14 protein-coding genes and 1 riboswitch are annotated in these 21,478 nt (G+C 45.3%); of the genes, 6 read left to right on the forward strand and 8 right to left on the reverse strand.

The genetic code is table 11. From position 1 onward, the window contains the following. Positions 1-9 precede the first annotated feature (9 nt). The 7 genes from BQ7997_RS02410 to BQ7997_RS02440 form a co-directional block, all read right to left on the reverse strand. The gene (locus tag BQ7997_RS02410) at positions 10-2,622 is read right to left on the reverse strand and encodes a glycoside hydrolase family 3 N-terminal domain-containing protein (RefSeq protein WP_073343163.1); all 2,613 of its coding nucleotides are present in this window, start codon (positions 2,620-2,622) and stop codon (positions 10-12) included. 23 nt (positions 2,623-2,645) lie between these two features. Continuing rightward, positions 2,646-4,535: an alpha-L-fucosidase gene (locus tag BQ7997_RS02415; RefSeq protein ID WP_083589145.1), complete on the reverse strand. Its 1,890-nt coding sequence runs from the start codon at positions 4,533-4,535 to the stop codon at positions 2,646-2,648. Positions 4,536-4,540: 5 nt separating this feature from the next. Then, positions 4,541-6,823: a glycosyl hydrolase family 95 catalytic domain-containing protein gene (locus tag BQ7997_RS02420; protein ID WP_073343169.1), complete on the reverse strand. Its 2,283-nt coding sequence runs from the start codon at positions 6,821-6,823 to the stop codon at positions 4,541-4,543. 261 nt (positions 6,824-7,084) lie between these two features. Beyond that, positions 7,085-7,924: a histidinol-phosphatase gene (locus tag BQ7997_RS02425; protein ID WP_073343172.1), complete on the reverse strand. Its 840-nt coding sequence runs from the start codon at positions 7,922-7,924 to the stop codon at positions 7,085-7,087. Positions 7,925-8,077: 153 nt separating this feature from the next. Beyond that, on the reverse strand, positions 8,078-9,946 hold the full coding sequence (locus BQ7997_RS02430; protein ID WP_073343175.1) for an ABC-F family ATP-binding cassette domain-containing protein: 1,869 nt from the start codon (positions 9,944-9,946) through the stop codon (positions 8,078-8,080). Positions 9,947-9,973: 27 nt separating this feature from the next. After that, the gene (locus BQ7997_RS02435; protein WP_073343178.1) at positions 9,974-10,780 is read right to left on the reverse strand and encodes a DUF3805 domain-containing protein; all 807 of its coding nucleotides are present in this window, start codon (positions 10,778-10,780) and stop codon (positions 9,974-9,976) included. 71 nt (positions 10,781-10,851) lie between these two features. Beyond that, positions 10,852-12,045 (reverse strand): hypothetical protein, encoded by a 1,194-nt coding sequence (locus BQ7997_RS02440; protein ID WP_073343181.1) that lies wholly within the window; start codon positions 12,043-12,045, stop codon positions 10,852-10,854. Positions 12,046-12,328: 283 nt separating this feature from the next. On the opposite strand from BQ7997_RS02440, the gene BQ7997_RS02450 reads away from it, so the two are divergent. The 3 genes from BQ7997_RS02450 (at position 12,329) to BQ7997_RS02460 (ending at position 15,926) form a co-directional block, all read left to right on the forward strand. Then, a complete protein-coding gene (locus BQ7997_RS02450) occupies positions 12,329-13,018 on the forward strand; it encodes a response regulator transcription factor (protein WP_073343187.1) in 690 nt (229 codons plus the stop codon). Between the two features lie 9 nt (positions 13,019-13,027). Then, the gene (locus BQ7997_RS02455) at positions 13,028-14,809 is read left to right on the forward strand and encodes a sensor histidine kinase (protein ID WP_073343190.1); all 1,782 of its coding nucleotides are present in this window, start codon (positions 13,028-13,030) and stop codon (positions 14,807-14,809) included. A 172-nt stretch (positions 14,810-14,981) separates the two neighbouring features. Next, on the forward strand, positions 14,982-15,926 hold the full coding sequence (locus tag BQ7997_RS02460; RefSeq protein ID WP_073343192.1) for a DUF5106 domain-containing protein: 945 nt from the start codon (positions 14,982-14,984) through the stop codon (positions 15,924-15,926). Between the two features lie 91 nt (positions 15,927-16,017). Here BQ7997_RS02460 and BQ7997_RS24910 read toward each other — a convergent pair whose 3' ends face one another. Continuing rightward, positions 16,018-16,200, reverse strand: a complete 183-nt coding sequence (locus tag BQ7997_RS24910) for a hypothetical protein (RefSeq protein ID WP_083589146.1) — start codon at positions 16,198-16,200, stop codon at positions 16,018-16,020. Between the two features lie 8 nt (positions 16,201-16,208). After that, positions 16,209-16,418, forward strand: a riboswitch (cobalamin riboswitch). A 186-nt stretch (positions 16,419-16,604) separates the two neighbouring features. Between BQ7997_RS24910 and BQ7997_RS02470 the strand changes: the two genes are divergently transcribed. From BQ7997_RS02470 to BQ7997_RS02480, 3 genes are read left to right on the forward strand one after another with little or no spacing between them, the layout of a single operon-like run. Next, positions 16,605-18,647 carry a TonB-dependent receptor plug domain-containing protein gene (locus tag BQ7997_RS02470; protein ID WP_073343195.1) on the forward strand — a complete coding sequence of 681 codons (2,043 nt, stop codon included), beginning with the start codon at positions 16,605-16,607 and terminating at the stop codon, positions 18,645-18,647. A gap of 9 nt (positions 18,648-18,656) precedes the next feature. After that, the gene (locus BQ7997_RS02475) at positions 18,657-20,639 is read left to right on the forward strand and encodes a YncE family protein (protein WP_083589147.1); all 1,983 of its coding nucleotides are present in this window, start codon (positions 18,657-18,659) and stop codon (positions 20,637-20,639) included. Between the two features lie 34 nt (positions 20,640-20,673). Further along, positions 20,674-21,435, forward strand: a complete 762-nt coding sequence (locus BQ7997_RS02480) for a DUF4465 domain-containing protein (protein ID WP_073343198.1) — start codon at positions 20,674-20,676, stop codon at positions 21,433-21,435. Positions 21,436-21,478 lie beyond the last annotated feature (43 nt).

A 21,478-nucleotide genomic window follows, 5' to 3' on the forward strand; every position in this document is an offset into this window, starting at 1 on the left:
TATTCGATATTACATATTATTCTCACCATAAGTCATCTTCACGTTCAGGGAAATATGGTTATTTACGGGTACTTCCAGTTTCAGGTATCCTTTCTTTTCAAAGACCAGAATGTCGCTTGCGGATATACGCACCTTGTATTTCCCTTTTGAATCGGTTCGTCCCAGTTCACGTCCGGAAGTTTTTGAATGGATGGAAACACCGTCTATCAATGTAGCCTGCACATCTCTGACAGTGCCGCTTACGGTTATCTCTTTTCCGGCTGATGCGGATTTGCTTACGGAAGATGCCGGAAGATTGTCCGAGGCGGAAACGGATTGTCCGTCCACTCCGACAAGCTGTCCGTTTGCTCCGATATGAATAGTCTGCTTTAGTAAGATACGGTCGGAAGCGGTTCCCAATTGCAGTTCAAACGTACCGGGTTCTATCAGTCTCCTACCATCTTCCAAGGTAAGGGAAAGTTCGGCAACCGGGAAACTGAGAACGCCTTCCCTACTCTCCCCCGGTTGCAATTCAACTTTCATAAATGCGCGCAGTTGTTTTATGGGGGTAACAACTGAACTTACTTGGTCGCGCACATAAAGCTGGACAACTTCTTTCCCTGTTTTATTTCCTGTATTCCGGATTTGTGCCTTTACGCGGATGGAATCATGTTCCAAAGTGACCGTCATCTTCTCCAAAGAAAAAGTGGTATAACTCAACCCATGTCCGAACGTCCACAAAGATGCGGGAGACGAAAAGACGTAATCCCTGCCGGGGGCTTCATAACTGCCCGGCTTCTTATAAAAGCCTTTGTCGGAAGGCAAATGGTTGTAATAAGCCGGCAGATGCCCTACGCTCTGGGGAAAGGAGAAAGCCAGTTTTCCCGACGGATTCACTTTCCCGAAAAGAATATCGGCTATGGAGTTGCCCGCCTGTTCTCCTGCATACCATTGTGCAAGAATGGCGGGAATATGTTCTTTTTCCCAGGGGATGCAAAAGGGCTTTCCTGCCACAAGTACCAACACTACCGGTTTTCCTGTTTCGTAGACCGCACGGATAAGCTCGCTCTGCGCTCCCGTCAGTTGAAGGTCGTGCAGGTCAAAGCCTTCCCCGCAGTTCACCTGGTTATAATCACGCGCCAGCGATGCACTGGAACTGCCGCAGAAGAGCAGGGCTACATCACTTTGGGAAGCAATCTCCACCGCTTCGGAAATAGCAGAAGTATCTTTGGACATCATACTGCATCCACGGGCATAACGGACGGTAGCCTTGTCACCCACCAGACGCTTTATCCCTTCCAACGGAGTGACGCCATCCTTATTGTTCCGGCTCCATGTGTAATCACCGAACTGCACCTGCGCGGCATTCGGCCCGATGACTGCAAGCGAACGAATCCGGTCGATATTCAACGGCAATAATCCGTTTTCGTTTTTCAGCAATACGGTAGATTCATCCGCTATCTTACGGGACAAGGCGACGCTTTCCGCATCATGCATTTCCTGTTTGCCGAACTTCTCTCCATACGGGTCTTCAAACAAGCCTGCCGCAAACTTGGCAGCAAGCACCCGGCGTACCGCCTCATCAATCACGCTTATATCCATCTGTCCCTTTTCAACCAACTCTTTCAGATAGGGATAACATTCGCTGGAAGCCTCTACGTCCAGTCCCGCACTGATGGACTGCACGGCGCACTCTGCCGGACTGCCGGCAGTATGATGAAAGTTCTGCAACATCTCAATCGCGCCCCAATCGGAATAGACATATCCTTTAAAGCCCCATTGTTTCCGCAGAATATCGGTCAGCAGATAGCGGGATGCGGAGTTGGGGACACGGTTCCAGGAGTTGTAGGTGGACATCACAGCCATGACAGGCAACCGGGTAATTACCATTTCAAACGGTTTCAAATATACATCGTGCAAGTCTCTCACCCCACATTCCACGGACGCGAGGTTCAGCCCGCCCAACGGATTGCCATGAGGGCCGAAATGCTTCAGCATCGGAGAAATGCCATTATCCAGATAACCGCTTGTCTCCGCACAGGCGAATACCCCGCAAAGGAAAGGGTCTTCCCCATAGGATTCTTCCACCCGTCCCCAACGCAAATCGCGGACTACATCAATGCAGGGAGCCAATACCTGACGCATCCCCTGCGCATGAAGGTCACGGGACGTAGAAGCTGCCTTCTGATAAGCCAGCGTCGGATTGAAGGTACTTCCCAACGCTATATTCTGAGGATATATAGTGGAACCTTCGTGGGCGGAGCCATGCAGGGACTCCGCTACGGTAAATACAGGAATTCCCAGCCGGGTGCGCTCTATCATATACTTCTGAACGAGCCGCATATTCTTGCTGCAATTCTCCCCTGTCAACGGGAAACCTTCTACAAATCCCCAACCGATATTCCCGGCAAAGGCGGAGAGCTTCTTTTCGTCCAACGTCTGTCCGTCGAATATATTCCAGGAATGTATATGGCGGATTTGGGCTATTTTCTCTTCGAGCGTCATCCAGCGCAACAGGTCTTCCACTCTTTCGCCAACGGGCAGAGAGGCATTCTTATAAGGATATGCCTGTCCCCTTGCAACCAAAAAAGGGAATAAGAACAATGATAATACTAACAACGGGTATTTGATATAGTGTTTCATCTGTTTTCTATTACAGGTTAGTGTCAGTTTTTCAACGGTTTCAATGAAATATAACGGGGGCGGAATAATTCTACAGCGGTAACGGATTCCGGTTCGATACGTATATCGTACTCTCCGGCAGACAATGTGACCGTACCTACCGTTTCGGTCACATTCGCTCCATTACTGACTTTCTTTGTCAGTTTTTTGCCGCCTAATGTAATCGAATATACTCCGGCTGCTCCCATGCTTGCCTTACGCACTTCTTTTCCGGCGTCACCTTCCACCAGTTCATCTTTATATTTAGGAGCAGGAGCTACATAGGCGATGCCCACTTCATAAGTCATCGGCTTATCCAGACGGACAGACCATACCACTGCATCTCCTTTCTGCGTCATATTCTGCACACACTGCGCCTCGACTTCCTCACCACCATAGCGGGCATTACCTTCCAGACGGGCATCAAATGTACGCAAGTAATCCACCGGTTGGGTGGCGGAAATACGGCGGCGGGGGTCTGCTTTAAGCTCCGACGTACATTCCAAGACGATAACCGTATTGACCGTATCCGGGCAATTCAACGGCACGTCCACCCATAGGTCTTTCCCGGAACGGACACATTTGAGGTTCTTTTGAGGATTGCTTAGGAGACAGGCACGCTTCACATCTGTAAGCAGCCCGCCGACACACAACTTTCCGTCTTCGGGCCAGTCGAATACGTGCAGATAGAGTTTATTGCCTTTCCGAGTAGTCTCTCCCCACGACTGGACTGCAAGCGGGGTGGCTTTCGTTCCTCTGATAGAAGATTCGCCGTTCACTTTCCACCAGTCGGCAATTCCTTTTAATATCGTCTTGTCCGGCGAACTGAACTTTCCGTTTCCCATCGGCCCGATGTTCATCAGAATATTACCGTTACGGGCAGCGGCTTTGACAAGCAGTTTTATGAAGAAGGAAGCGGGTTTGTATTCATTGTCATTCTCATTGTAGGCATATGAGTTGTTGGTAGTAGGAATGCCTTCCCAATAGATGTCTCCATAATTGCTGAACTCGTATGGGCAGTCACTGGTATTGTAATAATCGTATCGGTCGAATCCCGAGATGGCACGACCATTGATGATAATGCCGGGACTGGCTTCGCGGGTGGTTTTCACGATACGGATACATTCTTCCACCGGGAGTTTATGGGGAGTATCGTACCACATAATATCGGGGTCATAATTAGCGATTAGTTCGCGTATCTGAGGAATCGCCTTTTCATCTACATATTTACGGGCGACGGGCAGGAATTCCTTACGGGTTTCCCACCAGTTGCGTCCGCCCAACAGTTTGTCTCCACCCGGATTGTCATAATCCCAGTCGTTGCCTACTCCATCCTTCTCGCCCCAATCGAATGCGTGAGAATAGTAAAAGCCAAATTTGATTCCGGCCTTGCGGCAGGCATCCCGAAGTTCCTTCATCGGGTCACGACCGAACGGAGTGGCTTTCACAATATTGTAATCACTCACCTTCGAGTCATACATGGCAAATCCGTCATGGTGCTTGGAAGTGATGATAAAGTATCCCATGCCTGTCTCCTTGGCTATACGTATCCATTCTTCCGCATCGAATTCTTCGGGATTGAATCTGCCTGCCACTTCTTTCTTATATACTTCGACAGGAATCCGCGCCATACGCTGTATGTGTTCGCCGTATCCGTTATAGCGTTTCCCGTTCCATGAACATCCCAGCGGAGAATAAACTCCCCAGTGAATGAACATGCCGAAGCGGGCATTGTCGAACCATCGCATCCTTTTATCAAGTTCCCCTTTATCGGGAACCATTGCCGACAGTCCGGTCTTCGATTCCGGCTGTTGCTGCGCAAAGCAGGATAGTGTACTTGCAGACAATGCTGCTGCCAGGATAATACTGCAAAAGTGTGTTTTCATGTTTCTCATTCTGATTATATTTTCTTCCCCATAGGAGAGCTTATTGTAAATAGTAACTTTTCACCCGGTTTCATTTGTTTCTCCGTTACCCTTCCCAAGAAAGGATTGAGCAGTTTCATCATTCCGCCTTTTTCCGATTCGACGGTGATGGAGCTTACCTTGCCTTTTTCGTAAGAGGCGGTTACCAGGAATGCTCCCATCGCCCGCAGGTTACAGAAAGATGCATCCTGCCATTTGGTAGGCATGGCGGGGAATACCCTAATTACTCCGGTATGGCTTTGTAGCAACATTTCCTGAATGGCAGCGGCACAGGCGAAATTTCCTTCTAGCGTGAACGGACGATAGGTAAATTGTGAAAAGCCCGCCTTCAACTGGTCGCCGTTCAGATGGAAACTGTTCGGCCCGCAAAAGGCTTTGATAAAGATGTGCAGGTTGCGCAAGGCTTCGTCTCCGTCAAATACACGAGTTTTCAGGTTGGCAAGCCATGCATAAGTATATCCAGTCCAATAGTCCGGTCCCAACTGTTCGATGTTTTTAATGGAGCGGAGAATCAGGTCGATGCTTCCATTACCCTGACTGGCATCAATGATGCCGAAGGGATGGAAAGCCAGCAAATGGGAGAAGTGGCGGTGGGATTCGGTCAAGGGGGTTCCCGGAGCAATCAGCAAGCCGCTTTCATTCTTCGCGAAGTCGGGCCATTCGGTCAACTGCTTCTTCCAGTGTATGGCTTCGTCCTTGAATCCGAGCGTATCCGCCATTTCTTCCGCTACCATATAGGCAAGGCGGATATTGGCAAGGTCGTAGTTGGTGGTTTCCTGAAACCAGGCGTCTATCCGGTTATCATTAATTTCTGGTGACGAGGAAAGCGGCAGCTTCCGCATGCCTTTCTTGTCCCTGACGGAAACGTTTTCAAAATAACGGGCTACCTCTTTCACCCACGGGTAAGCTCTTTGGGAAAGAAAGTCCGTATCCATACTATATTTCCATTGCAAATAGAAATGGTGCACAAGCCAGCCGGCAGCAGTAGGAGAATTGGCATACTGGTTCCATCCGCCGATAGGTTCTCCGGTCAACGTGGCGATGCAGGCTACGTTCATCCCTTCCACACCGTAGAATTTGCGGGTGAACTTCTCCGAATTGTCTTTTATCCGCCATAGCCAGTCAGTGAAAACGGACGACTCTTCCAGGTGGTTGGATGCATATCCCGGCCAGTAGCTTAACTGCGTGTTCAGGTCGTTATGGAAGTCTCCCCGCCACGGTGGGGTTTGCCCGTTATCGGCAGTCCACACCGCTTGCAGGCAGATAGGGGGCGCTCCTTTGCGGGAAGCGGCAGCAAACTTATACATTTCAAGATACCATTGCTTTTCCAACAGAGTGTCCGGTATATGTATGCCCGATTTCTTCCAGTATCCTTTCCACCATTCTTCGTGCCCGGCCAGGCTGTTCTCAAAGTCATCGTTCATGCAACGGCTGATGCAGTCCAGTGCCCCTTCGTTCTCCGAATACCACGTTCCGGTGGAAGTAACACAATATTTTCCTTCCATCTTTTTGCCGGGCATCATCTCCCAGTCCACAGCTATTTCATAAGAGATGTCTCCCCATCCTTGCTGGCGGTACAGCAAGGAAGTAGGGGTTATTTCTTCCACTTTGCCCAACTTATATCCTAAAGAGGTCAGTTTATTCACTCCCGGCTGATAGTCCAGTACCTCTCCGTTTTCTTCATACAGCGGCGTAACCAGGCGGATGGGAAGTGTATCGGACAGGTTCTCAAACTGAAAACGTCCGCCTTTCTCATTGGCAGGAACAAAAATACGGGCTTTGGTACCTCTCTCCCATTCTATGGTACAGACAGCGGATGCCAAATCAAGTTTTACATTCGTGACTTTACCCAAAGAAGCCGTATTCAGTTCGATGGATCCGGCAGGTATCTTCGTCGGTGCGGAATCGTATCTTGTCCGTTCATCAATCAGTTTATAGACAGGAGTGATATCCTTCTTCTCAATCACCTGGTCGCAAACAAACTTATAGGTATAATCGGGAGAGGCAAACTGCTCTACCGGACGCAAATCCCATAAATCCGCACGGTCAATGGCAATGCGCAAACGTCCTTCCTTCTGCCATATCAATGCACCGGTCAGCCCGTTTCCCAGCGGAACAGCCTCATCCCATACTTCAGGAAGTTTGTCGAAAGTGAGACTGTGACAAAAAGGGAACGACTCGGCTTTTTCCACGCTCTGCTTACAGGAACAAAACAATCCTGCAACTACAATCATCTGTAAAAAATATACTGCTTTCATATGTTATTGGGGTTTCATAAAAATTCTTTTATCTCGACATTGCAAAGATGCGACAAGCTATCAATATCAGTATGCACTTTACGTACTTTCAACGTACACATACAATACAAATAGTGCTGTATTCGGGATATGGGCGGGAAATTGTACCTCAAGTACAGCCATCTGTACACAATGTGTATCTCATAAGCACCGGGCATAAAAAGAGGGCAGCCGTCTCAAGTCATTACTCGAAACGGCTGCGCTCTTTTTGTTATATGTTATTTACAGAATTTCCTTGTCTTCCCACTTTCCGCCGTGCCACTCCACTACCGACGTGAAGCCCGCTTTCTTCAAAGCTGACAAGCCTTCGGGACGGGCATTATTTATTCTTTCGGGATAGTGGGCGTCACTGTTCACTTGCACGCGGATACCCAAGTCTTTCAACAAAGTGAAATAACGCTCATTGGGATAGAAAGTACCTAATTCGTGATAAGCCTTGGTGTTAATTTCGACAATATATCCACGACGGGCTATTGCTGCGAAATAATCGCGGACTAAAATGTCGTACCACGGTTCGTCCAGTAATCCGGGACGGTAGCAGGAAGCATTGTAATGCATCTTGTCCGCATGGCCGACAATATCGAATCCGCCCAGTTCGACCATACGAAGCAGGTTCTTATAATAAAGGCGGACAACGGAATCCAAGTCACCGTCAAAATGCTTGTCTATTAACTGACGGAAAGTATCTGCCGGAGTATCAATGTCCACGATTTTTCCTTCCGGGGAATATAACATATGTACGGAGCCTATCCGGTAATCGAGCGGCAATTCACGAAAACGGGGTGAAGCAGGGTTGCTGTCTTCATTCAGGTAATCTATTTCAAGACCGATGGCAAGCTCTATCTTATCTGCGTATTTCCTTTTGAGACGGGCGAATTCGGAAAGGTAATCTTCCATTCTGTCCCATTCCATTGTCCATGCAGTAGGAAACGACAGCGGGGCATGAGAGGAAATGCCATAAGAGGAGAAACCTTCACTGATGGCAAAACGTATAAAGTCTTCCATATTGGCTCGTCCGTCGCAATAGAGACAATGGCTATGATAGTTAGTAAGGTTTGTCATACAAGGTTATGTTATCAGGGTTATTATCATTATCAGGCTGCTCTGGTAGCGTGCAGAGCCAGGCTTGTGACATCGTAGTGGCACAGCTGTGCCAACGCAGTGGCACAACAATGACACCGCGTTGGCACAACCGTGCCAATGCGGTGTCACAAATCAGCCTTCTATTTCACTGAGTTCCAGCCAACGCATTGTTTTCTCGTCAATCAAGTCGTTCACTTCGGGCAGGCGTTTCGATTTCTCGGTCAGTTCGTCAACGGAGAGCGTACCGCTGCAAAGGAGTTCTTCAATCCGGGCTTTTTCCGCTTCCAGGTCGGCTATCTCCTTTTCCAGTTGTTCAAACTCGCGCTTTTCCTTGAAGCTCATTTTCCGCTTGTCGTTCAGGCGGACACGGGCTGTCTTTTCTTCCTGTGGCTTCTCTGCTTCTTTTTCTACCTTGGCTTTCGCGTCTTTCCAGTCACGGTAGTCGCTGTAATTGCCGGGGAAGTCACGAATGTCGCCCTGTCCGTTGAATACCATCAAATGGTCTACTACCTTATCCATAAAGTAACGGTCGTGGGAAACGACGATGACGCATCCTTTGAAGTTCTGAAGATATTCTTCGAGCACATTCAATGTGATAATGTCGAGGTCGTTGGTAGGCTCGTCCAGTACAAGGAAGTTAGGGTTGCGCATCAGGATGGTGCACAGGTAAAGGCGGCGACGTTCTCCCCCACTCAATTTGTAGACATAGCTATGCTGGGTTTCGGGGGTAAACAGGAAATGTTGCAGGAATTGGGAAGCGGTGAGTTTCTTTCCGTTGCCCAGTTCGATGACTTCGGCAATGTCCTGAATGACGTCAATCACTTTCATCTGTTCGTCAAACTGGAGCCCGTCTTGCGAGTAATAGCCGAAACGGACTGTTTCGCCGATGTCCACTGTGCCGCTATCGGGTTGTACTTGTCCCATTAGTATTTTGATGAAAGTAGACTTTCCCGTTCCGTTGTTTCCTACGATTCCCATCTTTTCGTAGCGGGAGAAGATATAAGAGAAGTCTTCCAGGATTTTCAGGTCGCCGAAACTCTTGTACAGATGGTCGGCTTCGAATATCTTGCTGCCGATATAAGATGCCTTTACTTCCAGTTTTACGTTATCGTTATTGAAACGCTGCTTTGCCACCTTTTCCAGTTCATAAAAAGCGTCTTCACGGTACCGGGCTTTGTGTCCGCGTGCTTGCGGCATCCGGCGCATCCAGTCGAGTTCCGTACGGTAGAGGTTGTTGGCACGTTCTATTTCTACGCTTTTAGCTTCAATACGTTCCTGGCGTTTCTCAAGGTAATAGCTGTAATTACCTTTATATTGGTAGACTTGCTGATTGTCTATTTCGATGATTTCCGAGCAGACACGGTCGAGGAAGTAACGGTCGTGGGTCACCATCAGCAGGCTGAGGTTGGTACGGCGCAGGTAGTCTTCGAGCCATTCGGTCATATCAAGGTCGAGGTGGTTGGTGGGCTCGTCGAGAATCAGGAGTTCCGGTTCGGTAATCAGAGCGTTGGCAAGGGCAACACGTTTCAACTGTCCACCGGAGAGTTGGCTCACTTTTTGGTCGAAGTTACGGATTTTGAGTTGCGAAAGGATTTGTTTGGCTTTCTGTTCGTATTCCCAGGCTTTCTCCTGATCCATACGTGCCAAAAGGTCTTCCAGTCCCGGATGCCCTTCGGTTTCCATGCAACGTTCGTACTCTTTTATAAGTTCTACGGTGCTGTTTCCATGATGGAAGCAGGCTTCGAGTACGGTCAGTTCTTCGGGGTATTGCGGGTCTTGTTCCAGATAATCCACACGAAGGTCGCGGCGGAAAACGATGCTTCCGCTATCATAGCCTTCCTTTCCGGCGATGATATTCAATAAGGTGGTTTTTCCGCTGCCGTTCTTTGCTATTAATCCTACGCGTTGGCCTTCGGCAATGCCAAGAGATATATTTTCAAAAAGAACCAAGTCGCCGAAAGACTTGGTCAGGTTATCTATCTGTAAATAAGGTACTGCCACGTATATTAGTGATTAACGGGTTAGTGATTAGTGATTAATAATCACGGATTTATACTCTTCAATGACGTTGCAAGGCTCTCCTGCCTTTACTTTGCTCCATGCCAGTTTCATCGGGTCGATGATTCGGCCTTCATATTGGAGCACAGGGGCTTCACGGTTGCCGTCAACCAATGTCTGCCATTCCATGCCGTCCACTTCGTTGGCAAGAATCGCGCAGACTGTGATGCCGACTGCCAGCCATTCTTCTTTCTTCTTCGCACCTATCTTGCCGCTGTCAATCACTTGCTGAAGTTTCTCCAAGTCTTCTTCTATGCCCTGGAAGTCTTTTTTCAGTTCTTGTTTTACGGTAGATACAACCCATTCGTATCCTTCATTAATCTGATAGATTTCGGAAAGGCGGACAGGTATCAGTTCGGCCGGGTATTTCTCTCCTTCCTTCCGTATTTCCAAAGTAGAGAGTATGTCTTCGGCTTCTTTCACGATTCCGCCTTTGGGAACGGTGAAGGAACATTCGAAAGCAATATTGTCAATGCCTGCAATCCATACATGGGAAGTATAATAAACTCCTTCTTCCTGGAACATCTCTTTGCTATACGCACATTCCAACGTTCCGACCTTCACAAGTGAAGCCGATTCGTTCTCTTTCAGTTCCTGCCGGACGGCGTCTTTGCCATAACCAGCCTTTCCCTTAAATGCGGAAATACGAAAATTGCCCGACCATACATCGGGATTATAGAAAAGAAAAGAGCCTTCGCCATCTTCAAACTCATTCCAGTCCGATGGATAGTTCATAGAAAACCATGCTCCGGGAGAGATAAATTTCTTGCCTTGCATCCTTTTTCATTAAATGATTACTTGGCAAAAATACAATAAAATAGGGAAATTGCATGAAGATAGATAAGAAACTATTTACCTATCGGCTGTATTTTCCTGCGTACCTCTTTGGAAATTTCCAAAAACATATAATTCAGCTTGCCGGAATGGATACCTTCTTCATTCTCCTTGTACTTTTTATTGGCGTATTGTTTGGATTTCTCGAAGGTGAGCAGGGACATTTCATTCTGTGATTTGCCCACCATCGTGGAATCCAGTTGCTCGTCGGGAAAGAAGTCGTCCAAGTCGACGTCGCCAATCATCGTTGTTTCCAGGAAGTTCTTGTCGGTATGCGAATTGTCAGTATAGTATCCCACAAACATATGTCCCGGAGTACGTACTAAAATCGGGTCGATATTTATGGCGCGAAGCAGCGAGGCGAACAGTACGCTACCATCCACACAGTTGATTTGCGAGGATTCCAGTGCGTCGTCAAAGGTGCGGACACGTTGCGAAAATACGACATTGCTTGAAAGGCTGGTATTGGAAACGGAGCTATAACGGAATTTGCGTTTCTGCAAAATGTTCCAAAGGGCATATACTTGCTTGTCCACCGCTCCTTTAGCCTTGCTCTGATAACCGAGGAAACGGTTGACAATGCGGGTGTTCAGCGCCTCACGGAGTAACTGGTCAATCATCGGATTCTCCTCATTGACATAGGCGGCAAAAAAGATGCTTGTGTCATGAAACTTCGTTCCGTTCGCCACATACCCCAACAGACATTCATTGATGCTACGAACGGAGAATGTGCGCACACGCTGACCCAAGTCTTTCCCGTTCATCTCGACAGTTACGGCAACGCTCACCGGCTCTGCCTGCGCGTTATTCTTCAATGCTTCGTAATTCCAGATAATATCAGGATAAATGGTATATTCCGTCCGCGGTTTGTTCAGGACGAACTCGGAAACGGAACGGGAAAAGAAAGGCGTTTCTGCCACTTCGATCCGTACGCGACTATATGCAGTCTTTGATTTCAGCCGGATGGCAATACAGGATTTCGGATTTCCCAAATAGGTGGAATCCGACGGAATGATAACTTGCGCATCAGTAGTGGCTACGGACAGAATAGCCGAGGGGAAAATATTCCCGCCCAAATCGTCTGCTATCTCAAAGCCTGTATTGAAGGAAGTATATTTAAAGACGGACACACCGCCAAGCAGGAGCAACAGTACAATCACTGCACCTATCACTTCGCGTCTCCGCCGTTTCAAGTCAATTTTTATCATTGTCGGTAGTTTCTATTATCAAGCATTTCTATGCTATTATCAAATATTTCTATGCTATCATCAAGCATTTTTATCCTATCTCGCTAACAAAGATAACAAATAACGGGCGTTTTTTCCTCCTGCCATCCATAAAAAGTTTCCTGTTCTGTACCAAATTCCCCAATTCGGAGAATGTAATAGGATTGTAACACCTGTTTCATCTGTCCGTAACAAAGTCTCCCCATCTTTGCAAAGGTTAAAATAAAAACGTAACTTTGTCATATCACATTAATACATATATCTTATGAACGAAACCCGTATTTTAGTTGTCGACGATGAAGAAGACCTCTGTGAGATTCTGAAATTCAATCTTGAAAACGAAGGTTATGAGGTAGATACAGCAAACTCTGCCGAGGAAGCATTGAAGACGGACATCAGTAGTTATCATTTAATTCTCCTCGATGTGATGATGGGAGAAATCTCCGGATTCAAGATGGCGAACATGCTGAAGAAAGACAAGAAAACGGCCAAAGTGCCTATCATCTTTATCACGGCAAAGGATACTGAGAACGATACGGTAACCGGATTCAACCTGGGTGCGGACGATTATATATCGAAACCTTTCTCGCTTCGTGAAGTCATTGCGCGTGTGAAGGCTGTGCTGAGGCGTACGGCTACTGCTGAAACAGAAAGAGCGCCGGAACGGCTTACTTATCAGACGCTTGTCATCGACATCACGAAAAAGAAAGCGAGCATCGACGATGAAGAAGTATCACTGACTAAAAAAGAATTTGAAATATTGCTTCTGCTGGTACAGAATAAGGGACGTGTATTCTCACGTGAAGATATTCTGGCACGTATCTGGAGCGACGAAGTGTATGTACTAGACCGTACTATCGACGTGAACATCACCCGTTTGCGCAAGAAGATAGGGATTTACGGCAAATGCATCGTCACTCGTCTCGGATACGGATACTGTTTTGAAGCTGAATAATTAGCAACTATGAACCTGCCTGTAACTCAAAAACATTTCCTTTCTTTCAGCCAAAAGCTATTCCTTTCGGTTATCTCGTTATTTTTGGTATTCGTCATCTGCTTCATAGCCTATCAGTACCAACGTGAACGGGAATATAAAATAGAACTGCTGAACACGAAGCTGCAAGATTACAACAGCCGGCTTTACGAACGACTGGACTCACAACCGCTTGACAATGCGGCTGTCAACGATTATATCAATAATCATATCCTTGAAGATTTGCGTGTGACGCTTATCGACATGAATGGAAATGTGATTTACGACAGTTATCCGAACCATGACGAACAGATGGAAAACCATCTGAACCGTCCGGAAGTTCAGAAAGCGCTGAAGCATGGCAACGGATTTGATGTGCGCCGTACCTCGGAAACAACCGGTGTCCCTTATTTCTATTCGGCGACACGTTATAAAGACTATATTGTCCGTTCGGCTCTACCTTATAATGTAAGTCTTATCAATAACCTGAAAGCCGACCGACATTACTTATGGTTTACGGTTATCGTGACTTCGCTGTTAATGATTATCTTCTACAAGTTCACGAATAAGTTAGGGACTTCCATCAGCCAACTCCGTGAGTTTGCCATGCGTGCCGACCGGAACGAGCCTATCGAAATGGCCATACAATCGGCTTTCCCGCACAATGAACTGGGAGAAATCTCACAGCATATCATCCAAATCTACAAACGCCTGCACGAAACGAAAGAAGCCCTTTACATCGAACGTGAAAAGCTGATTACCCATCTTCAGATTTCACATGAAGGTCTGGGAGTATTTACGAAGGATAAGAAGGAAATTCTTGTCAATAATCTCTTTACCCAATACAGCAATCTAATTTCGGATTCCAACCTGGAAACGACAGAGGAAGTTTTCGCCATCAGTGAATTGAAAGATATCATACATTTTATCAACAAGAACCGGCAACAACGTTCGAGAAGTAAGGATGAGAAAAGAATGTCCATCACCATCAACAAGAACGGACGCACGTTTATCGTCGAATGTATCATCTTCCAGGATGCGAGCTTCGAGATTTCAATCAATGACGTCACCCAGGAAGAAGAACAGGTGAATCTGAAACGTCAGTTGACGCAGAATATTGCGCATGAGTTGAAAACGCCCGTCAGCAGTATTCAGGGATATTTGGAGACTATTGTCAGCAATGAAAACATTCCACGTGAGAAGATTAATGTGTTCCTTGAACGTTGTTATGCGCAAAGCAATCGTTTGAGCCGGTTATTGCGTGACATTTCTGTGCTTACCCGCATGGATGAAGCCGCCAACATGATTGATATGGAGCGTGTGGACATCAGCGTACTGGTAGGAAACATCATCAACGAAGTAGCACTGGAACTGGACGAGAAGCATATCACAGTGATTAATTCCTTAAAGAAAAGCATACAAGTCAAAGGAAATTATTCTCTGATTTATTCTATTTTCCGTAATCTGATGGACAATGCCATTGCATATGCAGGCACAAACATTCAGATTAATATCAACTGTTTCCGTGAAGATGAAAGTTACTACTATTTCAGCTTTGCCGATACGGGCGTAGGTGTGTCACCCGAACATCTGAACCGTCTCTTCGAACGCTTCTACAGGGTAGACAAAGGTCGCTCACGAAAGTTAGGCGGAACAGGACTCGGACTGGCTATCGTGAAGAATGCGGTTATCATTCATGGCGGCAGCATCTCTGCCAAAAACAGTCAGGGTGGTGGACTGGAATTTGTATTTACATTGGCAAAGGAGAAGTAAAGTTTTTCAAAAAGTAAGGGTTTAATAAAAAAGGTTCTTTGAAAAGAAACAGGAAAGAAAACAAAAAAGAGGTCAGAGAAGAAAAGGAAGAAAAATTCTTTGAATAAGATGAAAAGGCATTATCTTTGTCTTTCATGTAATTCATAGAAGTTCAATATAATAATAGTCAATCATGAAAACGAACATAAATATTCTTCCGATTGTATGTCTTCTTTGTCTCTGTGCCTGCAAAAACGGTAATGCTTCCGGCTTAAACAAAAACGAAGTAGCGCAGGATACTATCAAGACCTTTGCCCTGCCATCCATCCCCGCAATGATGACAGCACCGGATCAACGTGCCGACTTCCTTGTCAAGCATTATTGGGATAATGTGAACTTTGCCGACACCAACTACATTCACCACCCCGAAGTTACCGAACAAGCCTGGGCGGACTATTGTGACATTCTGAATCATGTTCCGTTGGAAACTGCACAGGAAGCGATGCGGAAAACAATCGAACGGACAAATGTAGACAAGAAAGTATTCACTTACATCACCGACCTGGCAGACAAATACCTGTATGACCCTAACTCCCCAATGCGTAACGAAGAATTCTACATTCCCGTATTAGACGCAATGTTGGCCTCTCCCATATTGGAAGAAATAGAAAAGGTGCGCCCCAAAGCCCGTCGCGAATTAGCACAGAAGAACCGTATCGGCACCAAAGCGCTGGATTTCAACTACACACTAGCTTCCGGCACACAAGGCTCTCTTTACCAACAAAAAGCAGACTATACATTATTATTCATCAACAACCCCGGATGCCATGCCTGTACAGAAACAATAGACGCATTAAAAAACTCCCCCATCATCAACCAGCTTTTAGCACAAAAGAAGTTGATAGTCCTTTCCATCTACCCCGACGAAGAACTGGATGAGTGGAAAAAGCATCTAAACGAATTCCCCAAAGAATGGATTAACGGGTACGACAAGAAATTCATCATCAAAGAACAACAACTGTATGACCTGAAAGCCATCCCCACCCTCTACCTATTGAACAAGGATAAAACGGTACTTCTGAAGGATGCTCCTGTCCAAGCCATCGAGGAATACCTACTAATGAAAGGCGAACAATAAACAGTTTCCACGCCGCACATCCATGCCGTAGCACACGCCCACACAACACATGCCCACGCCGCATGGTTTCCCGGCCTCGTTTTTTTCAGCGTCAAGCGCAGGTGTTTTCTCCGGCGTCAAGAAGGGCAGACTGTTTGAGCGTAGCGAGTTTCTGCCCTTTAGCCGGAGTAAACACCGGAGTAGCTGAAAAAACGCAGCCTTGATTCTTTCTTTTTGGTTCTTTTTCTTTCGTATCAAGACGAAAGAAAAAGAACGCTCCCTTTGCAAAAGCCAAATAAACTCCCTATCTTTGCCACGCATTGGTTTGCAGACCTCAAAACACACGAGGAAAGCGATTAAAAGGGAATCAGGTGTAAATCCTGAACAGTCCCGCTGCTGTAAGTTCCATATGTTCGTTGCGAGCAACCTACTTTTAGCCACTGGAAAGAAACTTCCGGGAAGGCGCCCGCAACAGGAACAAGTCAGAAGACCTGCCATGCACCCAATTTCACTGCTTTCGAGGAAAAAGCGTTGAGTCTAATGACCCGGACAATTCGTCTATCATTTCATTCATCACTCTGATTCAGAGAAAGTGTGTTTTAATTAATAAACTCTGCCAAGTTTATTTATGCGTGTCCGGTCGAAGGGATTTCGCCCGGACACTTTTTAAAAGTGAAAAAACAGACTAGTAGGATAAGGATGAAACATATCATGTCATACAAAAGCATCTGCGCGGCATTCTGCTGCCAACTTTTATCCGCAACACTTTTCGCGCAACAGCAAAAAGTGGATACAACGCATACCTACTCCATCCCCGAAATAACCGTTTCCGATATTTATCAAACAAGAGAAGTACGCTCCAGCGCTCCGTTGCAGGTACTATCCAAAGATGCACTGAAGAATCTGCACGCTTTGCAGGTTTCCGACGCAGTAAAGCACTTTGCCGGAGTGACCGTGAAAGATTACGGTGGTATCGGCGGACTGAAAACCGTATCCATACGTAGCCTGGGAGCACAGCATACAGCCGTAGGTTATGACGGAATCACCGTAACCGACTGTCAAACCGGACAGATAGACATCGGTCGTTTCTCTCTTGACAATGTAGACCAGCTATCACTCAGCAACGGCCAGAGCGACAATATCTTCCAACCGGCACGTTTCTTTGCTTCCGCAGGAATACTGAATATACAGACACTCACTCCCCGTTTCAAAAAAGGAAAGCGCACGAATATCAGTGCCGCCTTCAAGACCGGTTCGTGGGGACTGGTTAATCCGTCCGTCCTGATAGAGCAGCAACTCAACCCCAAATGGACAGTCACAGCCAATGGCGAATGGATGTCTTCGGACGGACAATATCCATATACCCTGCACTACGGAAATACAGCAGGCGACCTGACGTCACGAGAGAAACGAAAGAATACCGATGTGCAGACTTTCCGTGCCGAAGCCGGACTTTACGGCAATTTTTCCGACAAAGAACAATGGCGGCTGAAAGCTTATTACTTCCAATCTTCACGGGGACTGCCGAAAGCCACTACACTTTATAACGACTACTCTGCGCAGCATCTTTGGGACAAGAATACATTCGTACAAAGCCAATACAAGAAAGAGTTCAGCCGGCAATGGGTATTCCAAACTTCCGCCAAGTGGAACTGGAGTTATCAACGCTATTTAGACCCCGACACTAAAAACTCTTTAGGGAAAACGGAGAACAGTTATTATCAGCAGGAATATTATCTTTCAGCATCGGTATTATACAGATTGCTGAGTAATCTTTCATTCTCTCTTTCTACAGATGGAAGTATCAATACCATGGATACTAATCTTGCTAATTTTGCGCAACCCACCCGCTACTCATGGCTAACTGCTTTTGCCGGAAAGTACGTGAATGACTGGCTGACAATCTCAGCATCCGCCCTGGCAACCATCATCAATGAAGATGTGAAAGAAGGCGGCAGTGCCGGCAATCACCGCAAATTAACGCCTTATGTCAGCGCTTCATTCAAGCCGTTCCGTAACGAAGAGTTCCGTATCCGTTTCTTCTATAAAGACATTTTCCGCCTGCCTAGTTTCAATGACTTATACTATCAGGAAGTGGGAAACACCAAACTAAAGCCTGAGAATGCCAGGCAATATAATATCGGTCTGACATACAGCAAGAATGTATGCTCATTCCTTCCTTATCTTTCTGCAACCGTTGATGCATACTATAACAAAGTAACGGATAAAATAATCGCCTATCCCACCAAGAACCTTGCAATATGGAGTATGAGAAACTTGGGAAGCGTAGATATTAAAGGTATCGACGTCACAGGAAACTTGTCTCTTCAACCTTGGGAGAAAATACGCATCAACCTGTCCGGTAATTATACATATCAACGGGCGTTGGATGTCACTGACCCTGATTCGAATAAGGATAAATCGACTTATAAACATCAGATAGCCTATACTCCCCGTGTTTCAGCTTCAGGGCAGGCAGGAATCGAAACTCCATGGATAAATATGTCTTACTCATTCCTTTATTCGGGAAAACGCTATACAGTGGGACAGAACATCGCAGCAAACCGACTGGATAGTTACAGTGACCACAGTATCTCGGCAAGCCGCGACTTCCGGATAAGAAAAGTTACAAGTTCGCTCAGTGTAGAAGTACTGAACCTGATGGATAAGAATTATGAGATAGTACGATACTTCCCTATGCCGGGACGTTCGGTAAGAGCAACGCTAAAAATAATATACTAAAAGCAGGATATGAATTTGAAAAAGAAATTAACATATATATTTTGGTTCTGTCTGCCGCTGCTATTATTATTCACAGCTTGTGATGATATGGAAGACAAGCCTTTTACCTCGGATATTGCGGGTGACCCGACCGAAACGGATACGGCCGAACTCTATGTGCTGTGTGAAGGACTATTCAATCAGAACAACAGTTCATTGATGCGTTTCTCTTTTGGCAACCAGAGAATGGTACGCAACTATTTTAATACAATCAATCATCGGGGATTGGGAGATACGGCAAATGATTTAGCTATTTATGGCGGCAAGATATATGTCATTGTCAATGTTTCCAGTACAGTAGAAGTAGTAGATTTCCGTACAGGAAACTCTTTGAAGCAAATTCAAATACAGGCTGAAAACGGAAGTTCACGAGAGCCAAGATACATTGCTTTCCATAAAGAAAAAGCCTATGTATGTTCATACGATGGAACAGTGACACGAATTGATACAACTTCCCTCACTATAGATGGCGTCGCATCAGTAGGACATAATCCCGACGGAATTTGTGTACAAAACGGAAAGTTATATATTTCCAATTCCGGTGGCTTGGATCATGCATCCGGTTCAGGCGTAGACAATACTGTATCTGTCGTCGATATTGCTACATTCAAAGAGATTAATAAAATTACAGTAGGATCGAATCCTGGTAAAATAGTAGCCGGTACGGATGGAACAACCGTTTATGTAGCAACCCGCGGAGAAGATGTAGAAGCAGGAAATTACAACTTTGCCAAAATAGACTGTCAAACAAATGAAGTAACTCACTACAATGAGAAAGTACAAAACTTTGCCATTGACGGAGAAATAGCCTATCTATACAATTATAATTATAGTACGCAAACATCTTCTATCAAGACATTCAATCTGAAAACAGGAAAAACCGTTCGTGAGAATTTCATTACGGATGGAACAAGCATTGATACTCCTTACGGTATCAATGTGAACCCTTACAGTGGTAACGTTTATATCACAGATGCTTATGATTATACCATATATGGAGATTTGCTCTGTTTCAACCAACAAGGACAACTACAATTCCGTCTGAATAATATCGGACTGAATCCTAACACGATTGTATTTAGCGACAAAGCTTCACAAAGTGATATTGATGATAATACCGAAGAAACTGAAAATTCATTGGCTTTCGCCAATAAAGTATGGGAATATAAACCGGCTCCCGGACAGTTTATCAATACGAGTACGTCGGCTTATGAAAATGGATTTACTACCGAACAAGTTTTAGAACGTGCCACAGAAAAGCTAAAGAAAAAATCAGTTATCTCATTAGGCGGATTCGGTGGAACAATAACAGTAGGATTTCCTCAACCAATCCCTAATATCGAAGGGGAATATGATTTCAAGATATGGGGAAATGCCACTTACAACAAGAATACTGGAACGGGAGCACTCGGTGGAAGCGCTGAACCGGGAATAGTATTAGTCTCGAAAGATATAAATAATAATGGGATACCTGACGATGAATGGTATGAGTTGGCAGGTAGTGAGTATGGAAAAGATACAGAAATACGTAATTACGAAATCACCTATTATCGTCCCCAACCGGTCAATGGCGATGTCCGATGGAAAGATAATTTAGGAAAAGAGGGATTCGTCAAACGTAACACATTCCATCAACAAGATTCTTATTATCCGAACTGGATAGAAGAAAACGAAATAACGTTCCATGGGACACGTCTAAAAGACAATGCTATGGAAGAAGGCAATGTTTGGGTAGGCTATTGTTACCCTTGGGGATATGCAGATAATCATCCCAACAAAACCGAATACTGTCAATTTAAAATAGACTGGGCAGTAGACCAAAACGGACAACCTGTGTTATTAGACAAAATAGACTTCGTAAAAATCTATACTGCCGTCAATCAAGACATAGGCTGGACAGGAGAAATATCTACCGAAGTCGTCACTGTAGAGGACTTACATTACGAAAAATAATCAAACAATTAATAATCAAAATTAGAGCAAAAACATGAAAAAGTTATCTTTATTCTTATTAGTATCTGTGTTCGCTTTTTGCGGATGTAGTGATAGTGACGATGAAACAAAAGATGGTGATAAAAAAGAAGTTGTCATTAGTTTCGAAAGCCAGCTTACAGAAACCGAAAGTGAATTTACTACTGACCAGGGAAGCAAAGTCAATCCTTCCGATCCATACTCTATGTACAAGTACTCAATCACAGATCCCAAAGGACTTGTCACATTTGATCACTTCTATGCTGACTGGGGAAGTGGATACAGTTTTGCAGGATTTACTTATATGAATAAAACTAATCATCCCTACAATGCACAGCCACAATGCGGAAAAGCCAAAACTGGAAAAGTTTATTTAAGTACATACAGTGATGCAGAATTTGGCAGTACGTTAGCAATCATGACTATCAATGATCCTAACTATAGTATAAAAGGGGCTTGGATTACTAATAGCGCTAGCGCTTACATCGGTATGACTGAAGGCGACAATACCGCAAGACCTTTTGTTAAAGGAGATAAATATACAGTAACTGCAACTGGTTACAATGAAAATGACGAAGAGATTGGTAATATTCAGATCTTGTTAGCTGACTATAAGAGTAATACGGACAAACCTATAAGTGACTGGATTTGGTTCGATTTATCAGCTTTACATAAAGCTGTTAAAATAAAATTTGTCCCTACTTCTACTGATATGGATCAATACATGAATACAAGTAAATATTTTTGTCTTGATGACATTACTCTAATAGAAAAATAAAACATTTTTCTGCCAAACTATCAATTTTATATTTATCCCCGAT

The organism is Bacteroides congonensis (genome assembly GCF_900130125.1).
Classification (GTDB): domain Bacteria; phylum Bacteroidota; class Bacteroidia; order Bacteroidales; family Bacteroidaceae; genus Bacteroides; species Bacteroides congonensis.

What these genes read in the sequence shown, in the direction of transcription:
- BQ7997_RS02410 (WP_073343163.1), bottom strand. Translation starts at nt 2,622, where the DNA reads ATGAAACACTATATCAAATACCCGTTGTTAGTATTATCATTGTTCTTA.
- BQ7997_RS02415 (WP_083589145.1), bottom strand. Translation starts at nt 4,535, where the DNA reads ATGAGAAACATGAAAACACACTTTTGCAGTATTATCCTGGCAGCAGCA.
- BQ7997_RS02420 (WP_073343169.1), bottom strand. Translation starts at nt 6,823, where the DNA reads ATGAAAGCAGTATATTTTTTACAGATGATTGTAGTTGCAGGATTGTTT.
- BQ7997_RS02425 (WP_073343172.1), bottom strand. Translation starts at nt 7,924, where the DNA reads ATGACAAACCTTACTAACTATCATAGCCATTGTCTCTATTGCGACGGA.
- BQ7997_RS02435 (WP_073343178.1), bottom strand. Translation starts at nt 10,780, where the DNA reads ATGCAAGGCAAGAAATTTATCTCTCCCGGAGCATGGTTTTCTATGAAC.
- BQ7997_RS02440 (WP_073343181.1), bottom strand. Translation starts at nt 12,045, where the DNA reads ATGATAAAAATTGACTTGAAACGGCGGAGACGCGAAGTGATAGGTGCA.
- BQ7997_RS02450 (WP_073343187.1), top strand. Translation starts at nt 12,329, where the DNA reads ATGAACGAAACCCGTATTTTAGTTGTCGACGATGAAGAAGACCTCTGT.
- BQ7997_RS02455 (WP_073343190.1), top strand. Translation starts at nt 13,028, where the DNA reads ATGAACCTGCCTGTAACTCAAAAACATTTCCTTTCTTTCAGCCAAAAG.
- BQ7997_RS02460 (WP_073343192.1), top strand. Translation starts at nt 14,982, where the DNA reads ATGAAAACGAACATAAATATTCTTCCGATTGTATGTCTTCTTTGTCTC.
- BQ7997_RS02470 (WP_073343195.1), top strand. Translation starts at nt 16,605, where the DNA reads ATGAAACATATCATGTCATACAAAAGCATCTGCGCGGCATTCTGCTGC.
- BQ7997_RS02475 (WP_083589147.1), top strand. Translation starts at nt 18,657, where the DNA reads ATGAATTTGAAAAAGAAATTAACATATATATTTTGGTTCTGTCTGCCG.
- BQ7997_RS02480 (WP_073343198.1), top strand. Translation starts at nt 20,674, where the DNA reads ATGAAAAAGTTATCTTTATTCTTATTAGTATCTGTGTTCGCTTTTTGC.